We start from the raw sequence: 16333 nt of genomic DNA on the forward strand, positions 1-16333 counted from the left end.
GCGGGGCCGTTACAACAGCGAGCCGACCATCCGCGCGACATTTTCCGCAACCTTGCGATAGAGCGGCCGTGCCCGCCATGTTTCGCGGTCCAGCGTCTCGGCCCGCGCCATGAAACGGCGCTGCACCACCTCCACCGCCGCCACCGTTTCCGCGTCATAGATGAGCAGGCTCGCCTCCTCGTTCAGCTCGAAACTGCGCATGTCGACATTGGAGGAGCCGACCACCGCCAGCCGACCATCGATGCTGACCGTCTTGGCATGGACGAATTCGGGCCGGTGGGCGTGGATGCCGATGCCCGCCGCCATCAGCTCGGCATAATAGGAGGCCTGCGCCGCATGGACCAGCCACTGGTCCACCGGCTTGGACACGATCAGGTCGACCTTCACCCCGCGCACCACCGCCGTGCGCATCGCATCGACCAGGTCATCGTCGGGAATGAAATAGGGCGTCACCAGCATCACATGGCTGCGCGCCTGGTGCAGTTGCCACACCAGCAGCGTCTTGAACCCTTCCAGCGGATAATTGGACCCGCTCGGCAGCAATTGCGTCACCGCCTCGCCGGCCGGATCGGGAATGATCACCGGCCCCTCGGGCAACTGGTGCGTCTCCATATACCAGTCGGCGCGCACCAGCGCCTCCAGCTCCGCCACCACCGGCCCGGCCACCCGCGCCACCAGTTCCTGGTTGACGATGCCGGGCTTGAAGTCGCGCGTGACGATATTCTGCGATCCGACATGGCCGATCACCCCGTCGATCACGAACAGCTTGCGATGGTTGCGCATGTCGCGCCTTGTCCGCCCGCGGATCCAGCGGAACGGCAGCGCAGCGCACAACTCGACGCCCGCCGCGGTCAGCATCGCTTCCATCCCCTTGCGCCAGGGCCGCGATCCGACCGGATCATACATCACCTGCACGGTGACGCCGCGCTTCACCGCCGCGCCCAGCGCATCGGCCACCCGCCGTCCCACCGCATCATCGGCAAAGATATAGACCAGGATGCGCACGCTGTGCCGCGCGGCGTTGATGTCCGCCACCAGCCGGTCGATCGCGACGATATAGTCGAAGATCAGATCGACCCGGTTGCCGCCGGTCGCCGGCATCTTGCCAAGCTTTGCGGCCAAGTCGACGATCGGCGCGCGATCAGGGTCGGGTGATGGCGCATGGGGCAGCAGCCGCGCCGCAATGCCGCCGAACCAGGGATCAAGCTCGCCGAACCGGGCGCGCCGCCATTCGGGGAAACGCGGGCTGCCGATGATCCAGAACAGGATCAGCCCCGGCACCGGCAGGAAGAAGATCAGCAGCAGCCAGGCCCGCGTCGCCGCCGGCGTCCGGCGAAAGGGCACGGCGATCAGCGCGCCGATGCGGATCGCCCATTCGAGGCAATAATAGAAAAGGCCGAAGTCGCTGTCGGGGAGGTTGACCATGTGACCGACCTCCCCCGTCTATCCTCAGCGTGCGCCCAGATCGCCCTGGCCGACCGTGCCGCTGGCCATTTCCAGCATCCGGTCCAGGCTCTTCTTGGCGGCGACGCGCAGCGTCTCGTCCATCTCGATGCGCGGGCTGAGATCACGCAGCGACAGATAGAGCTTCTCCATCGTGTTGAGCGCCATGTATGGGCAGATATTGCAGTTGCAGTTGCCGTCCGCGCCCGGCGCGCCGATGAAATTCTTGTCCGGCACGCTTTTTTGCATCTGATGGATGATATGCGGTTCGGTGGCGACGATCAGCGTGTCGCCCGGCATCGTCTTGGCAAAGTCCAGGATGCCGCTGGTCGACCCGACATAGTCGGCATGATCGACGATATAGGGCGGGCATTCCGGGTGCGCGGCGACCGGCGCCTGCGGATGCTGGGCCTTGAGCTTCAGCAATTCGGTCTCGCTGAACGCCTCATGCACGATGCACACGCCCGGCCACAGCAGCATGTCGCGGCCCAGCTTGCGCTTGAGATAGCCGCCCAGATGCTTGTCGGGGCCGAAGATGATCTTCTGCTCCTTGGGGATCTGCGCCAGGATCTTCTCGGCCGACGACGATGTCACGATGATGTCGGACAGCGCCTTCACCTCGGCCGAACAGTTGATGTAGCTCAGCGCAATATGATCGGGATGCGCCTCGCGGAACGCCTTGAACTGGGCGGGCGGGCAGCTGTCTTCCAGGCTGCAGCCGGCGTCCATGTCGGGCAGCACGACGATCTTCTGCGGCGACAGGATCTTCGCCGTTTCGGCCATGAAGCGCACGCCGCAGAAAGCGATGACATCGGCGTCGGTCTCGGCCGCCTTGCGCGACAGTTCCAGGCTGTCACCGACGAAATCGGACAGATCCTGAATCTCGGGCGACTGGTAATAATGGCCCAGGATGACGGCGTTGCGCTCCTTGCGCAGGCGGTCGATCTCCGCGCGCAGGTCCGTCCCCTGCGGAATATCGGTGAAAGCGTTCATACCCTGTGACTCCTCGGTCTTACCGGGCGCCCTAGCGGGCCTGTCTCCGGTTTGCCAGTACCTCGTTAACCGGCGTGGTCACGTCCCAGCGATCGCGATTGGGGCGTTCCGCCGGAAAAGTGACGATCACCCGCGCATCGCCCTGCCCGGCCGCTGCCAGCGGCGCCGCCATCAGCTTCACCAGCGCGGCCCGGCCATATTCGCGCGCCTGCGCCATCCGCTCGGGCGACCCGGCCGATTTGGCGGCCCGCGCCTGCGCGTAAGCCGATGTGCGACGGCTCAGTTCCTCGCCCGCCTCGCGCGTCACGAACAGGCCGCCGGTGCGCACCAGAGTCCGCTGGCTTTCGTCCACATTGGGCTTGCCGACGGTGACATCGGGCGCATTGACGATCAGGGTGCGGCGCTCCGCATCCCATTCCAGGTCATCCGCGCCGATCGCGCCGACATTGACGAAATAATCGACCGAAAAGGGCATCTTCACCACCTGGTCGGACTTCAGCCAGCCAAAGCCGCGCACATCGCGCGCGCTGCTCTGGATCGTGCCGCTCAGTTCCGAAACCTTCAGGCTGCTGGTGCCGGCGATCTTTTCGGCAATGACCTTGGTCACTGCCGTGCCATCGTCCTCGACGCTCACCACATAGTCGCGATTATAGCGCTGCCAGCCGACCAGCATCGCCCCGCCGACGATCAGGATCAGCAGCGCGACCGCGACCGGCCCGGCATAGCGCTTCAGCGCATCTGCCATCGCCCATCCTCCAGCGGCGCGGCCATGCCCCGGCCATTCAGGTCGATCAGATGCGCCAGCACCGATCGCCCGGCCGCCCCGTAAAGGCGCGGGTCCACGCCCTTGTACATCTCCGCCACCATGTCGGGGATGGCGCTGTCGCCATGGCGCTCCAGGAAGCGCATGATCTGCCCCTCGCGCTGCTTGCGATGGCCCATCATGCCGCGCACCAGCCGCTGCGGATTTTCCACCGGCTCGCCATGGGCCGGATAATAGACGATATCGTCCCGCTCCAGCAGCCGCTGCATCGAGCGCATATAGGCGGTCATGTCGCCATCGGGCGGGGAAATGACGCTGGTGGACCAGCCCATCACATGGTCGCCGGTGAACAGCGCCTTGTCCTCAGCCAAGGCAAAGCAGAGATGGTTGGATGTATGGCCCGGCGTCGCCACCGCCGCCAGCGTCCAGCCGGTGCCGGCGATCCCCTCGCCATCGCCCAGCACCCGGTCGGGCCGATAGTCCGCGTCAAAGGCCGCGTCGGCGCGCGGCCCGTCGTCGCTCAGCGTCAACGGCGCACAGCCGATGATCGGCGCGCCGGTCATCACGCTCAGCGGCCGCGCCGCCGGACTATGGTCGCGATGGGTATGAGTGCAGAGGATCGCCACCACGCGCCGCCCGCCGATCGCGGCGATCAGCGCGTCGAGATGCTCGGCCTCGTCCGGCCCCGGATCGATCACCGCGACATCCGCGCCACCGACCAGATAGGTCTGGGTGCCGGTATAGGTGAAGGGCGACGGATTGGGCGCCAGCACGCGCGCCACCAGCGGCGACAGCGTCATCAGGATGCCGGTCGGCAAATCGGCCGGATCGAACGGGGTAGCCATGGCCCCCATGTGCCCATTTCCCGGCGGATTTCAAGGGCCGCAGATGACCGTCATGCCAGCGAAGGCGGTGGTGGAGGGGCTTTGGCAGGAACGACATCCCCCTTCCCCTCCGCATCGATATCGTCCAGCCTGTCCCGATGACGAAAGCGCCGCTGGCTCTGGCCCTAATCCTCCTTGCCACCACCTCCTGCGCGCAGGGGGAGATGATCGATGGCATCGCCTATGGCGAAAAGGCCACGCTCTCGGGCATATGGTTCACCAATTTCGAAAATAGCCGGTTCCTCGAATGCAGCGACAGCTGCGAGGGCGACAGCCTCAGCGAATGGGCATCGATCGCCTGCGCCGACAAGAGCTGCGCGATGCTCGATCAGCCTGCCCGGAGGATCATGGGCGCCAAGTCGCAGGAACCACCAGAAGGGGCGTTCCGCATTCGCTTCATCGGGCGACGCGGCCTTGCCCCGCACAAATCCCGCTATCTAGGTGATGGCGAAAAGGATGTCTGGATCGACCAGCTTTTGGAGATCCGCCGGGCCGATTAACTGCGACAACTGTCCTACGTCGCCCCCCTCTGCTAGGCTGCCGCCATGCGCAGCGCAGCCCCTCCCCGCATTCCCCGCTCCACGCAACAAGATTTCCAACTCTTGTTTCATACTATCAAAATGTGCGGGAAATATGCGAAGTTAAGCGCGGCATTTCCAACATGACCCCCTCGCTCCCCGAACGCTGGCGCCAGCATCTCAGCCTCGACCGGCGGCGCTCCACCCATACGGTGCGGGCCTATGTCGCCACCGCCGAGCGGCTGGTGGCCTTCCTCGCCGAGCATCAGGGCCAGGCCGTGACCGCCGCCAGCCTCGCCCGGCTGGAGCAGGCGGACCTGCGCGCCTATCTTGCCAGCCGCCGGGTCGACGGCATCGGCAATATCTCCGCCGCACGCGAATTGTCGGCGGTGCGCGGCTTCCTGAAATTTGTCGGCGGCGCGGAAGCCCGCGTGCCCCAGCTCAAGGGACCACGGGTCAAGCGCGGCCTGCCCCGCCCCATCTCCCCCGACGAGGCGCTGGCGCTGGCCGGCGACATTGCCGAGGGCGCGCGCGAGGACTGGATCGGCGCGCGCGACTGGGCGGTGCTGCTGCTGCTCTATGGCGCGGGCCTGCGCATTGGCGAGGCGATGGGGCTGATGGGCGACATCATGCCGCTGGGCGACACGCTGCGCGTCACCGGCAAGCGCGGCAAGACTCGACTGGTGCCGCTGCTGCCGCAGGTCCGCGCCGCGATCGAGGCCTATGCCGACCAATGCCCCTGGTCGCCGGAGCGCGACCAGTCGCTGTTCCGGGGCGCGCGCGGCGGCCCGCTTTCGGCCGCGCTGATCCGCCGGTCGGTACAGGGCGCGCGCGGGCGGCTTGGCCTGTCGGACCGGACCACGCCCCATGCGCTGCGCCACAGTTTCGCGACCCATCTGCTCGGCCGGGGCGCCGACCTGCGCAGCTTGCAGGAACTGCTCGGCCATGCCAGCCTGACCTCGACCCAGGTCTATACGCAGGTCGATGCCGCCCATCTGCTCGACGTCTATCGCGCCGCCCATCCCCGCGCCTGAAACGGCCATGGATTCGCCGTAATCCTGCGTCAGCCTCCCGTTGCGACCGGAGGAACCCCAGGATGCTGCGTCTGTTGATGGCCCTGCAAAGCGTTGGCGGCACCGACATCCCGCCCGATTTCGACCTTCAGAAGGTGCAGCCCGCGCCCAGTCCCAACGCCATCGTCGTCACCGGCCGTCGCCGCGACGAACGGGTCGAGCGCGAGGTCGCCGCCACCGGTGACGAGCCACCGCTCGGCCGCGCCGAAACCACCCTGTTCGGCAAGGTGAAGGGCAATGTTGATGTCGAGAGCCAGGGCATGGGCAACGGCACCACCTCACAGCGGGTGATGGTGGGGATCAAATTGCCCTTCTAACCGAGCTTATCCCTTCGGCCGCCAGGTCGCCAGCCGCCAGAGGTAAAGCAGCACCGCGCCGACCACGCAGGCGGTCGCCACCGGCCCCACATATTTGTCGATGTCGCGGAAATTCTGGCCGAGCAGGAAGCCGGCATAGGCCAGCACCAGATTCCACACCAGCGCGCCGCCGGCAGTCCAGATCAGGAAGCGCACATGCCCCATGCGGAACAGGCCAGCGGGCAGCGAGATCATCGTGCGGAAGGCCGGCATGAAGCGGAAGACGAAGACGACGATCTGGCCATATTTGCCGAACAGCCGGTCCAGCGCCTCGACATCGCGCCATTCCAGCGTCGCCCAGCGGCCGAAGCGATCGACCAGCGGTTTGAGCCGGCCAAAGCCCAATATATGACCGACCAGATACCAGAAATAATTGCCGATCGTGGTGCCAAGCGTGCCCGCCAGCAGCAGCCACTCCATCGCCATCCGCCCCTGGCCGACGCGGATGCCGCCAATCCCCATGATCAGTTCGGACGGGATCGGCGGAAAGACATTTTCAAGGATCATCAGCAGGAATATCCCCCAATAGCCCCCCGCATCGATCAGGCGCAGCACCCAGTCGGTCATGCCCCTATGCCCGTTTGTGCTGAGTAGAGGCTGAGCGAAGTCGAAGCCTCGTATCGAAGCATCGCGTGCAACATCCTTCGATACGCCATTTCGACATGTTCAATGGCTACTCAGGACGAACGGAGAGATGGCGCACATCCGTCAGGCCGCCGCCCGTGCCGCCAGGCGCGCGTCGATCGCGTCCCAGATCATGCCGCCGGTGTCGGTGCCGTCGAATGCGTCGATCGACACGATGCCGGTCGGCGACGTCACGTTGATCTCGGTCAGCCATTCGCCGCCGATCACGTCGATGCCGACGAACAACAGGCCGCGACGCTTCAATTCCGGCCCCATCGCCTCGCAGATTTCCCGCTCGCGATCGGTCAGCACGGTCTTGGCCGCCGATCCGCCGACCGCCAGGTTGGAGCGGATCTCGCCCGCGCCCGGAATGCGGTTGACCGCGCCCGCGACCTCGCCATCGACCAGCACGATGCGCTTGTCGCCCTGCGCGACGCCGGGAATGAAGGCCTGGACCATGAAGGGTTCGACCCACGAGGCCTTGAACAGTTCCACCAGCGACGACAGATTCGCGCCATTGCTGCCGACATGGAACACCGCGACGCCGCCATTGCCATAAAGCGGTTTCACCACGATCTCGCCATGCTCGGCCAGGAAACTCTTCACCTCGGCCAGGTCGCGGGTGATCATCGTCGGCGGCATGAAACGGGCATAGTCGAGCACGAACAGCTTTTCGGGCGCATTGCGGACGCTGGCAGGGTCGTTCACCACCAGAGTCTCTTCCTGCACCCGCTCCAGCAAATGGGTGGCGGTGATGTAGCTCAGGTCAAAGGGCGGATCCTGCCGCATCCACACGACATCGACGTCGCGGCCCAGGTCCAGCATCTCCGGCTCGCCCAGCGCATAATGGTCGCCCTCGACCTTCTGCACCTTCACCGGCCGCGCCTTGGCCAGTACCCGGCCGTCGCGATAGGTCAGGTCAGGCGCCAGATAATGATAGAGCTTATGCCCCCGCGCCTGCGCCGCCAGCATGATGTGGAAGGTCGAATCGCCGGCGATCCTGATCCCTTCCATCGGGTCCATCTGCATGGCGACGGTCAGGGGGTTGAGTTCGGTCATCTTCATTCCTTTTACCGTTCGCCCTGAGCGAAGTCGAAGGGCTCCGCCGAGCGTTAGCGAGGTGACTTGCCTTCGCTGGCGCTCAGGCGTGGGCTTCGACTTCGCTCAGCCCGAACGGAATAGAGAGCCTTCACCCCCCATGCCAGACATTGGCCAGATGGCGTGGCGGGCGGCCGGGCGCAAGGAGGATGACGTCAATTCGCATGTCGTCTCCGGGTCTTGCCAGCTGATGCCATAATATTTCGGCGCTCGCCGCCACCCGTGCCAGTCGGCGTTGGTCGATCGCGACGTCCAGTTCGGCGTCGGTGGCGCGGCTCTTCACCTCGACAAAGGCCAGCATCGCCCCCTTGCGCGCGACCAGGTCCACCTCGCCCGCGGGCGTGCGCAGGCGCTGGCCGACAATCTGCCAGCCCTTGAGGCGCAGCCACCAGGCGGCGATGCGTTCGGCCTGCCGGCCGCGCTTCTCCGCCTGCTGGCGGTTCACGCCTCGCGTTCTCCCTTGAGTTCGTTCGCCCGGTCATAGAGCGTCCGCCGGTCGAGCCCCAGCTTCTTGGCGACCTCGCCCGCCGCCTTCGATACCGGCAGCCGGGTCAGCGCCTCGCGCAGCGCCGCATCGGCATCCTCGGCACTGGCCGGCGGCGCCTCGCCGGGCGGGCCGACGATGACGACAATCTCGCCCTTCGGCGGGGCATCCGCATAGCGGGCGGACAGCTCCGTGAGCGTGCCGGTCGCCGTCTCCTCGAACGCCTTGCTGATCTCCCGGCTGACCGCCGCCTCGCGATCGCCCAAATGGGCGGCCATCGCCGCCAGACTGTCCGACAGGCGCGGCCCGCTTTCGTAGAAGACCAGGGTCGCGCGCAGCGCCACCACTTCGGCCAGCACGTCGCCCCGCGCCTTCGCCTTGTTCGGCAGGAAGCCCATGAACAGGAAGCGGTCGGTCGGCAGGCCCGACAGGGTCAGCGCCGCGATTGCCGCGCTCGGCCCCGGCAGGGTCGTGATCTTGCGCCCCGCCGCCCGCGCATCGCGCACCAGCTTGTAGCCCGGATCGGAAATCAGCGGCGTCCCCGCGTCCGACAGCAGCGCCACCGATTCGCTCGCCATCCGCTCGATCAGCCGTTGCCGCACATTTTCCGCGCTATGGTCATGATAGGGAATCATCGGTCGATCCGATCCCGCATGGCGCAGCAGCCTTGCGCTGACCCGTGTATCTTCCACGGCGACCACGTCAGCCAACCGCAGGACTTCCGCCGCGCGCGGCGTAAGGTCTCCAAGGTTGCCGATCGGCCCCGCCACGATGTAAAGCCCGGGCTCAAGCCCGGATGCCAATATAGTTTCCATAAGGATCCCAGATGACAGAGACGGATGCCCCCCGGCAAGCGAACATGTTCGCGGCGATGAAGCGCAGCGCGCGATTGCTGTTCGTTGCAAGCACCATCATGCTTGCCGCCTGTCAGTCGATCGTGCCCAAGGGCCCCGGCCCTGCCCAGCCCACCGGCCCCGCCAAGCCGACCGGCCCGGAAGTGACCCAGGGCCTGCCGACCGATACCGCGCGCCACCGCGTCGCGCTGCTGGTGCCGACCAGCGGCCCCAATGCCGGGGTCGGCCAGTCGATCGCCAATGCCACCACCCTGGCGCTGATGGACATCAAGACCGACAAGGTCCGCATCACCACCTATGACACCGCCACCGGCGCGGCGGCCGCCGCCAACCGGGCGCTGGCCGACGGCAACCGCCTGATCCTGGGTCCATTGCTGGCCGATGACGCCCGCATCGTCGGGCCGATTGCGGCCAAGGCCAATGTCCCGGTCATCAGCTTCTCCAACGACACCAGCGTCGCGGGCAGCAACATCTTCCTGATGGGCTATACCCCCAACCAGTCGATCGAGCGCGTGATCGGCTTCGCCCGTCAAAAGGGCCTGTCCAATTTCGGCGCGCTGGTGCCGCGCGGCACCTATGGCGAGCGCGCCGGCAATGCGCTGCTGCGCGCGGTCGAACAGGCTGGCGGCACCGTCGTGTCGATGCAGACCTTCGATCGCACCCCCGCCTCGATCACCGCCGCGGTCAAGAAATTGCAGGCCTCGTCCAGCTATGACGCGCTGCTGATCGCGGACAGCGGCCGGGTCGCGCTGCAGGTCGCACCGATCGTGCGCAAGAATGGCGGCGCCAATGCCCGCCTGCTCGGTACCGAAATCTGGAATACCGAAGAATCGCTGGCCGCCAGCCCCGTGCTACGCGGCGCCTGGTATGCCAGCGTGTCGGACGGCCTTTATCGCCAGCTCGCGACCAAATATCGCACCCGCTATGGCAGCGCGCCCTTCCGCCTGTCCTCGATGGGCTATGACGCGGTGTTGCTGACGGTGCGGATCGCCCAGGACTGGAAGCCGGGCGCGCCCTTCCCCACCGCGCGCCTGCGCGATCCGGGCGGCTTTGCCGGCATCGACGGCGCCTTCCGCTTCAATCGCAACGGCATCGCCGAACGCGCGCTGGAAGTGAGCGAGGTCGGCGCCGGCACGATCAGCGTGGTCGATCCCGCCCCACGCGGCTTCGGCAACTAAGCAAAGGGGGCCGGAAGGCCCCCTTTTTCGTTCCCGATCAGACCCGCGTCGTCGGCACGATCAGCGGCAGGCCGTCGCTGACGTCGATCCGCGCGGCGACGCCATAGACGGATGCCAGCCGCTCCGGCGTCAGCACATCCATCGGCGCGCCGTCCGCCACCAGCGCGCCGCCATCCATCAGCAGCAGTCGGTCGCAATAGCGCGCCGACATGGCCAGGTCGTGCAGCACGGTGACGACCAGCGCCCCGCCCTGCGCCTGCGCCCGGAGCAAGGCCATCACGTCGATCTGGTGGCCGGGGTCGAGCGCGGCAAGCGGCTCGTCGGCGATCAGCGCGGGCGCGCCCACCGCCAGCGCCCGTGCCAGCAGCACCCGTGCCCGCTCGCCGCCCGACAGCTCGGTCGCGATCCGTCCCTTGAAGCCGGTGACGTCGGCGCGGGCCATCGCATCCTCGATCGCCGCCTCATCATCAGCGCTCAGCCGCGACAGCGGCCCCAGATGCGGCAACCGCCCCAGCGCCACCAGCCGCTCGACCGCCAGGGGCCAGTGCAATATCTGGCCCTGCGGCAAATAGGCGATAGACCGCGCCACCGCCGGGCGCGACAGCCGCTCGACCGGCGTGCCGTCCAGCAATGCGCGACCGGCGACCGGCTTCACCAGCCCCAGCAGCGCCCGCACCAGCGTCGACTTGCCCGCGCCATTGGGGCCGATCACGCCGATCAACTGGCCCGGCGCCATGGTCAGGTCGACGCCGCGCACCGCCAGATGGCGGCCCAGCCGGACGTCCAGTTGCTCGGTCGACAGGGTCACCATAGCCGCCGCTCCCGCATCAGGTGAATGAGGAAGACCGGCACGCCCAGCATCGCGGTCAGCACGCCCAGCTTCAATTCGCTGCTGGTCGGGATGATGCGCACGCCGATATCGGCCAGGGTCAGCAGCACCGCGCCGCCCAGCATGGACGGCAGCAGCAGCGCGGACGGCGAGCGATCGGTCAGCGGCCGCACCAGATGCGGCACGATCAGACCGACGAAACCGATCGATCCGGTCACCGCCACCGCGCCGCCGACACCGATCGCCACCCCCGCCATCAGCCGCAGCCGCGCCCGCGACAGGTCGACGCCCAGCGCCCGCGCGCCATCCTCGCCCAAGGTCAGCGCGTCGAGCGCGCGTCCGTCATAAAGCAGCAGCGCCGCGCCAACCGCGATGCAGGGCAGCGCCAGCAGCAGATGGTCGATGCTGCGATTTTCCAAGCTCCCCATCAGCCAGCTCATGATCTCCATCGCGGCAAAGGGATTGGGCGACAGGTTGAGTGCCAGGCTGATTCCCGCCCCCGCCAGCGTCGCGACGGCAATGCCGGCCAGGATCAGCGTCAACGGGCTTTCCGACGGCCCGGCAAGCAGGAACAGCGCGCCGATCGCCGCCAGCGCGGTGACGATCGCCAGCAGCGGCAACGCCATCGGGTGCAGTTCGGACAGGCCGAAATAAAGCGCGATCACCGCCCCCAGCGCCGCCGCATTGGACACGCCCAGCACGGCGGGTTCGGCCAGCGGATTACGCAGATAGCCCTGCAATGCCGCACCCGACAGGCCCAGCATGGCGCCGACCAGCAGGCCGATCGCCATGCGCGGCAGGCGCAGGTCGATGACGATCGCGCGCGCCACCATGTCGCCACCGCCCGCCAGCACCGCCAAGATGCGCGCCGGCGCGATCGTCACCGATCCCAGCGCGACCGACGCGATGCCCGCGACCAGCAGCAGGGCGATCAGCCCCGGCAGCAACAGGGGATGCCGCCGCTCCTTAGAAGCGGACACGCACGCCGCCATAGGCCGACCGGCCATAGGTGCCATAGCCATAGGCCGTGGCGTAATCCGCATCGAACAGATTGTCGATCCGGCCATAGACTTCCAGATGGTCGCCCACGGGGAAGGACGCGCGCAGCCCGGCCAGCGCATAGCCGTCGAGCCGGCGCGTGTTGGCCGTGTCGTCATAGCTGTCGCCAACCATGGTCAGGGTCGCGCCGGTCGACAGGCCGAAGGCCCAGAGATAGTCGGCCGACACACTCACCGCATTGGCGGCGCGGCGCGGCAGGCGATTGCCGTCGGTGGCCCCGCCCGACCGGTCGCGCGCATCGACATAGCTGTAGGACGCCGCCACCGTCAGCGCCTCGACCGGCTTCAGCGTCAGCGTCGCTTCCACGCCCTTGGCGCGGGTCCGGTCCAGATTGCCATAGATGTAGGTCGCATAGTCATAGTTGATCTGGTTGCGGGTATCGCGTCGGAAGGCGGTCAGCGACAGCACCGCCTTGTCCCCGTCCAGGCTCTGGTCGAAGCCGATATCATAGCTTTTCGACCGCTCCGGCCGCAGCGCGCTGTTGCCGCTATAGGTGTCGTAAAGCTGATAGAGCGACGGCGCCTTGAACCCCTCGCCATAGGAAAGGCGGATATTGGTCGCGCCGGCGTTCGGCGTGTAATTGGCGTTGGCGCCAAAGGTGGTCGCGCCGCCGAACTGGCTATGATCGTCATGGCGCAACCCGCCGGTGACGGCGAGGCCGGTGAGCGGCTTCACCACCGCCAGCGCATAGACGCTGTCGATATTCGCCTTCGCGCTCGCTATGTCGCCAAAGCCGAAATACTCATAGTCCGGCCGCTCATGCTCATAGCCGAAGATCAGCTTGGCCTGATCCACCGGGGCATAGACACCCTCATATTCGAAGCGCAGATTGGTGCCCGAATAGCCATAGTCCGGGTCGGTGCCGCGCACGAAATAATAGTCGCGATCGTTGCGCATCCAGGTGACGGCGGCACGGTTGGTCAGCTTGCCGTCGAGCAGCGCCAGATTGATCCCGGCATAGCCGACATATTGGTCCAGCTTGCTGACGTCGCTGCTGTCGGCCGGCGCGCCGAAGAAGCTGTCATAGTCGAGATCGGCATGGATATAGTAACCGCGCAGGTCGAGGCTCAGCGTGTCGGAAAAGGCGATCTTCAGCTTGGCGTTGGTGGCGATATTCTCATAGCCATCCTTCTCCACGCCGCCAAACGACCGGCCGACCGAGGAAATGCCGTCGGTGTTGAAATAGGCGACGCCCAACCCGCCCGACACCGCGCCGCGCGTGCCCGACACATCGGCCTTGGCGTTCAGCGTATCGCTATAGCCATAATCGGCCGAGGCGTTAACCTCGAAACCCTCGCTGGGCGCGCCGGTCATCACATTGACCACGCCGCCGATCGCCTGGCTGCCATAGACCACCGAGTTGGAGCCGCGCAGCACTTCGATCCGGCGGATATTGCCGGTCAGCAGATGGCCGAAATCATAGCCGTCGCCGATGCCGCTCGGGTCGTTGACCTTGACCCCGTCGATCAGCACCAGCGTCTGGGTCGTCTCCGCGCCGCGCAGCGACACGCCGGTCACGCCGCCGGTGGAGCCGTTGCGGCTGAAGCGGACGCCCGGCGTGGTGGCGAGCAGTTCGACGACATCGACCGCCTGGCGCGTTCTGATCGTGTCGGCATCGATCACCGTGATCGCCTGGCCGACCTCGTCGCGCGGCTGCGCAATGCCCGAAGCGGTGACGACGATATCGTCATCCTGTGCCAGATCCTGGGCCAGTGCCGGCGTAGCGGCCAGCAGCGCGATCAGCGAAATCCCCAACATCTTCATTTTATCGTCCCCCGGCGTCCGTCGATTTGGAACCGGGGCGTCCGCACAAGCGGTCGCTGCGTGAGGATCGGGAAGACGCCAGCACCCCGCCCCACGCATCGATGCGGCCCCGGCCGCCATGGGCGTCGCTCGACGGAAACACCGCGCCATGGCCATCCCCTGGGCCAGGGCAAGAGCGACCAGACGCCGGCAGGTCTCCTGGCTCGCGGGTCAGGGCAGCGATGCGCCAGCCTTCCCGGACCTGTCGGTCCAGTGGCCGGTTCCGGCCCTCCCCTTTTGAAGAGCTTGGGAACCCTGCGCATCGCGCTCACCGCTTACAGTTGCAGGGACAGCCGCGGATTTGGAAGGGCTGCGCCCCCCGCACCGCATTCCCGTTTTCAGCCCTTGCGGGCACCGGCGCGATCATGCGCGTCCGGGGCTTTGGATCACCCCGGCGCGCGGCCCCCATAAGCCAAAGCACAAGCCCTGCCAAGCGGGCCAGGATCGCCCCGGCGGATCGTTGCGCGGCGCCGGCGGGCGGCTATGCAGAGGCCTCTGACCCAAGGAGCCGACATGTCCGATTCGCCAGATCTATCCTTGATGGCCATCACTGCCGCCGACGTCGCCGATGCCGCGCGGCTGATCGCGCCGGCGGCGGTCCGCACCCCGCTGATCGAGAATGCCGCGCTCAACGATTTGTGCGGCCGGCGCGTGCTGGTGAAGTTCGAGGGCGCCCAGCATAGCGGATCGTTCAAGTTCCGTGGCGCCTATAACCGCCTCGCCCGGCTGAACGATGCGGAACGGGCGGCGGGCGTCGTCGCCTGGTCCTCGGGCAATCATGCCCAGGGCGTCGCCTTTGCCGCCCGCCTGCTCGGCATTCCCGCCACGATCGTGATGCCGGCCGATGCCCCGGCGATCAAGACCGCCAACACCCGCGCGCTCGGCGCAGAGGTCGTTCCCTATGACCGCTTCACCCAGAGCCGCGAGGAAATCGCCACCGCCCTGGCCACCGAACGCGGCGCGACGCTGGTTCCCTCCTTCGACGATCCCTTCATCATCGCCGGCCAGGGCACGATCGGCCTCGAAATACTCGACCAGGCCCAGGCCGCCGGCGCCGACCTCGCACAGATTCTCGTCTGCTGCGGTGGCGGTGGGCTGGTCGCGGGCACGGCCACGGCGATCAAGACCGCCCGCCCGGACATCAGCGTCTATGCGGTCGAGCCTGCCGGTTTCGAAGATACCGCCCGCTCGCTCGCCAGCGGCGTGCGCGAAAGTGTCTCGCCCGACGCGCGCAGCATCTGCGACGCCCTGCTGGCGCCCAGCCCCGGCGCGCTGACCTTCCCGATCAACCATGCCCTGCTGGCCGGCGGCCTGGTCGTCAGCGACGATCAGGTGCGCGACGCGATGCGCTTCGCCTTCACCACGCTCAAGCTGGTGGTCGAACCGGGCGGCGCGGTCGCCCTCGCCGCCATGCTCGCCGGCCTCGCCCCGCCCACCGACGGCGCCACCGCCCTCGTCATCTCCGGCGCCAATGTCGATCCGGCCGCCTATGCCGCGATCATCGGCGGCCAAGACGCCTGACCGCTGGTCTTTTGCCCCGTCCCGCACTAAATGCGGCGCCATGATGAGCCGCTTTTCCAAGATGCATGGTCTGGGCAATGATTTCGTCGTGATCGACGCGCGCCAGGCGCCGGTCGCGATGACGGAAGCGCGCGCCCGCGCCATTGCCGATCGCCATGCCGGCATCGGCTGCGACCAGCTGATCGTCATCGGCGATGCGGAGGCCGGCGATCAGGCCGACGTGTCGATGCTGATCTTCAATTCCGACGGTTCGGAAGTGGAAGCCTGTGGCAATGCCACCCGCTGCGTGCCGCTGTTCGTTGGCAAGGATGTGCTGATCCGGACCAGGGCCGGGCTGCTCGACGCCAAGAGCGTGGACGGCGGCGCCAGCGTCGACATGGGCGCGCCTCGCTTCGAATGGGACGCGATCCCGCTTGGCTATCCGATGGACACGCTGACGATGTCGGCCAGCTGGGAAGACCTGCCCGCCCCGGCCGCCGTCAATGTCGGCAACCCGCATGTGATCTTCTTCGTCGAGGATCTGGACGCGGTCGATTGCGAACGGCTCGGCCCGTTGATCGAGCATGACCCGCTCTTCCCCGCCCGCGTGAACGTCAATTTCGCGCAGGTCGTCGGTCCGCAGCATCTGCGCCTGATCGTCTGGGAACGCGGCGCCGGCCTCACCCGCGCCTGCGGCACCGGCGCCTGCGCCACCGCTGTCGCCGCGATCCGGCGCAAGCTGATGGCCGGGCCGGTGACGGTCAGCCTGCCGGGCGGCGACCTGGAGATCGACTGGGCGCCGGGCGGCACGATCCGCATGACCGGCCCCGCCACCCATGTGTTCGACGGCGAGGCGGACTGGGACCGCTTCTGA

At 67.1% G+C, this 16333-nt stretch carries 17 protein-coding genes and 1 riboswitch; of the genes, 6 read left to right on the forward strand and 11 right to left on the reverse strand.

Going from position 1 to position 16333, the window contains the following annotated elements; all coding sequences use genetic code 11:
• Positions 1 to 9 precede the first annotated feature (9 nt).
• Genes cls through JQK15_RS02475 form a run of 4 tightly spaced genes read right to left on the reverse strand, consistent with a single transcriptional unit; the run spans position 10 to position 4044 of the window.
• Complete coding sequence (gene cls / locus JQK15_RS02460) at positions 10 to 1425, reverse strand: cardiolipin synthase (protein ID WP_214863213.1); 1416 nt, start codon at positions 1423 to 1425, stop codon at positions 10 to 12.
• A 24-nt stretch (positions 1426 to 1449) separates the two neighbouring features.
• A complete protein-coding gene (gene nadA / locus JQK15_RS02465; protein WP_048938376.1) occupies positions 1450 to 2436 on the reverse strand; it encodes a quinolinate synthase NadA in 987 nt (328 codons plus the stop codon).
• 31 nt (positions 2437 to 2467) lie between these two features.
• Positions 2468 to 3181 carry a DUF4230 domain-containing protein gene (locus JQK15_RS02470; protein WP_214863216.1) on the reverse strand — a complete coding sequence of 238 codons (714 nt, stop codon included), beginning with the start codon at positions 3179 to 3181 and terminating at the stop codon, positions 2468 to 2470.
• A complete protein-coding gene (locus JQK15_RS02475) occupies positions 3166 to 4044 on the reverse strand; it encodes an MBL fold metallo-hydrolase (RefSeq protein WP_214863935.1) in 879 nt (292 codons plus the stop codon). Before JQK15_RS02475 ends, JQK15_RS02470 begins: the two co-directional genes overlap by 16 nt.
• A 137-nt stretch (positions 4045 to 4181) precedes the next feature.
• Between JQK15_RS02475 and JQK15_RS02480 the strand changes: the two genes are divergently transcribed.
• The 3 genes from JQK15_RS02480 to JQK15_RS02490 all read left to right on the forward strand — a co-directional run bounded on the left by JQK15_RS02480 (position 4182) and on the right by JQK15_RS02490 (position 5991).
• Positions 4182 to 4583, forward strand: coding sequence for a hypothetical protein (locus JQK15_RS02480; protein WP_097382232.1), 402 nt, complete (start codon positions 4182 to 4184; stop codon positions 4581 to 4583).
• A 161-nt stretch (positions 4584 to 4744) separates the two neighbouring features.
• Positions 4745 to 5635, forward strand: a complete 891-nt coding sequence (locus JQK15_RS02485; RefSeq protein WP_214863218.1) for a tyrosine recombinase XerC — start codon at positions 4745 to 4747, stop codon at positions 5633 to 5635.
• 62 nt (positions 5636 to 5697) lie between these two features.
• The gene (locus JQK15_RS02490) at positions 5698 to 5991 is read left to right on the forward strand and encodes a hypothetical protein (RefSeq protein ID WP_214863220.1); all 294 of its coding nucleotides are present in this window, start codon (positions 5698 to 5700) and stop codon (positions 5989 to 5991) included.
• Positions 5992 to 5997: 6 nt separating this feature from the next.
• Here the strand turns inward: JQK15_RS02490 and JQK15_RS02495 are convergent, their stop codons facing one another.
• The 4 genes from JQK15_RS02495 to rsmI form a co-directional block, all read right to left on the reverse strand.
• Complete coding sequence (locus JQK15_RS02495; protein ID WP_004210450.1) at positions 5998 to 6597, reverse strand: DedA family protein; 600 nt, start codon at positions 6595 to 6597, stop codon at positions 5998 to 6000.
• Between the two features lie 141 nt (positions 6598 to 6738).
• On the reverse strand, positions 6739 to 7713 hold the full coding sequence (gshB, locus tag JQK15_RS02500) for a glutathione synthase (protein ID WP_004210448.1): 975 nt from the start codon (positions 7711 to 7713) through the stop codon (positions 6739 to 6741).
• Between the two features lie 130 nt (positions 7714 to 7843).
• Positions 7844 to 8197, reverse strand: coding sequence for a YraN family protein (locus tag JQK15_RS02505; protein ID WP_004210447.1), 354 nt, complete (start codon positions 8195 to 8197; stop codon positions 7844 to 7846).
• Entirely contained in the window at positions 8194 to 9051 is an 858-nt protein-coding gene (rsmI, locus tag JQK15_RS02510) for a 16S rRNA (cytidine(1402)-2'-O)-methyltransferase (protein ID WP_214863223.1), read from the reverse strand. The genes JQK15_RS02505 and rsmI overlap by 4 nt, the downstream gene beginning before the upstream one ends.
• An 11-nt stretch (positions 9052 to 9062) precedes the next feature.
• Here rsmI and JQK15_RS02515 point away from each other — a divergent pair, with 11 nt between their 5' ends.
• On the forward strand, positions 9063 to 10268 hold the full coding sequence (locus JQK15_RS02515) for a penicillin-binding protein activator (protein ID WP_374552798.1): 1206 nt from the start codon (positions 9063 to 9065) through the stop codon (positions 10266 to 10268).
• Between the two features lie 37 nt (positions 10269 to 10305).
• On the opposite strand, the gene JQK15_RS02520 is transcribed toward JQK15_RS02515, so the two are convergent.
• The 3 genes from JQK15_RS02520 to JQK15_RS02530 are packed head-to-tail and all read right to left on the reverse strand — an operon-like array spanning position 10306 to position 13920.
• A complete protein-coding gene (locus JQK15_RS02520) occupies positions 10306 to 11079 on the reverse strand; it encodes an ABC transporter ATP-binding protein (RefSeq protein WP_214863225.1) in 774 nt (257 codons plus the stop codon).
• On the reverse strand, positions 11073 to 12077 hold the full coding sequence (locus JQK15_RS02525; protein ID WP_353047173.1) for a FecCD family ABC transporter permease: 1005 nt from the start codon (positions 12075 to 12077) through the stop codon (positions 11073 to 11075). The genes JQK15_RS02520 and JQK15_RS02525 overlap by 7 nt, the downstream gene beginning before the upstream one ends.
• The gene (locus JQK15_RS02530) at positions 12064 to 13920 is read right to left on the reverse strand and encodes a TonB-dependent receptor plug domain-containing protein (RefSeq protein WP_214863227.1); all 1857 of its coding nucleotides are present in this window, start codon (positions 13918 to 13920) and stop codon (positions 12064 to 12066) included. The genes JQK15_RS02525 and JQK15_RS02530 overlap by 14 nt, the downstream gene beginning before the upstream one ends.
• Positions 13921 to 14091: 171 nt before the next feature.
• Positions 14092 to 14333: riboswitch (cobalamin riboswitch) on the reverse strand.
• A 139-nt stretch (positions 14334 to 14472) separates the two neighbouring features.
• Here JQK15_RS02530 and JQK15_RS02535 point away from each other — a divergent pair.
• Both JQK15_RS02535 and dapF read left to right on the forward strand, forming a co-directional pair.
• On the forward strand, positions 14473 to 15480 hold the full coding sequence (locus JQK15_RS02535) for a threonine ammonia-lyase (RefSeq protein WP_214863229.1): 1008 nt from the start codon (positions 14473 to 14475) through the stop codon (positions 15478 to 15480).
• Positions 15481 to 15520: 40 nt separating this feature from the next.
• The gene (gene dapF, locus JQK15_RS02540) at positions 15521 to 16333 is read left to right on the forward strand and encodes a diaminopimelate epimerase (RefSeq protein WP_214863231.1); all 813 of its coding nucleotides are present in this window, start codon (positions 15521 to 15523) and stop codon (positions 16331 to 16333) included.

The organism is Sphingobium sp. BHU LFT2 (assembly GCF_018604485.1).
Classification (GTDB): Bacteria; Pseudomonadota; Alphaproteobacteria; order Sphingomonadales; family Sphingomonadaceae; genus Sphingobium; species Sphingobium yanoikuyae_A.

Coding starts and splice junctions, on each gene's coding strand:
- cls (WP_214863213.1), bottom strand. CDS start 1,425: ATGGTCAACCTCCCCGACAGCGACTTCGGCCTTTTCTATTATTGCCTC.
- nadA (WP_048938376.1), bottom strand. CDS start 2,436: ATGAACGCTTTCACCGATATTCCGCAGGGGACGGACCTGCGCGCGGAG.
- JQK15_RS02470 (WP_214863216.1), bottom strand. CDS start 3,181: ATGGCAGATGCGCTGAAGCGCTATGCCGGGCCGGTCGCGGTCGCGCTG.
- JQK15_RS02475 (WP_214863935.1), bottom strand. CDS start 4,044: ATGGCTACCCCGTTCGATCCGGCCGATTTGCCGACCGGCATCCTGATG.
- JQK15_RS02480 (WP_097382232.1), top strand. CDS start 4,182: ATGACGAAAGCGCCGCTGGCTCTGGCCCTAATCCTCCTTGCCACCACC.
- JQK15_RS02485 (WP_214863218.1), top strand. CDS start 4,745: ATGACCCCCTCGCTCCCCGAACGCTGGCGCCAGCATCTCAGCCTCGAC.
- JQK15_RS02490 (WP_214863220.1), top strand. CDS start 5,698: ATGCTGCGTCTGTTGATGGCCCTGCAAAGCGTTGGCGGCACCGACATC.
- JQK15_RS02495 (WP_004210450.1), bottom strand. CDS start 6,597: ATGACCGACTGGGTGCTGCGCCTGATCGATGCGGGGGGCTATTGGGGG.
- gshB (WP_004210448.1), bottom strand. CDS start 7,713: ATGACCGAACTCAACCCCCTGACCGTCGCCATGCAGATGGACCCGATG.
- rsmI (WP_214863223.1), bottom strand. CDS start 9,051: ATGGAAACTATATTGGCATCCGGGCTTGAGCCCGGGCTTTACATCGTG.
- JQK15_RS02515 (WP_374552798.1), top strand. CDS start 9,063: ATGACAGAGACGGATGCCCCCCGGCAAGCGAACATGTTCGCGGCGATG.
- JQK15_RS02520 (WP_214863225.1), bottom strand. CDS start 11,079: ATGGTGACCCTGTCGACCGAGCAACTGGACGTCCGGCTGGGCCGCCAT.
- JQK15_RS02530 (WP_214863227.1), bottom strand. CDS start 13,920: ATGAAGATGTTGGGGATTTCGCTGATCGCGCTGCTGGCCGCTACGCCG.
- JQK15_RS02535 (WP_214863229.1), top strand. CDS start 14,473: ATGTCCGATTCGCCAGATCTATCCTTGATGGCCATCACTGCCGCCGAC.
- dapF (WP_214863231.1), top strand. CDS start 15,521: ATGATGAGCCGCTTTTCCAAGATGCATGGTCTGGGCAATGATTTCGTC.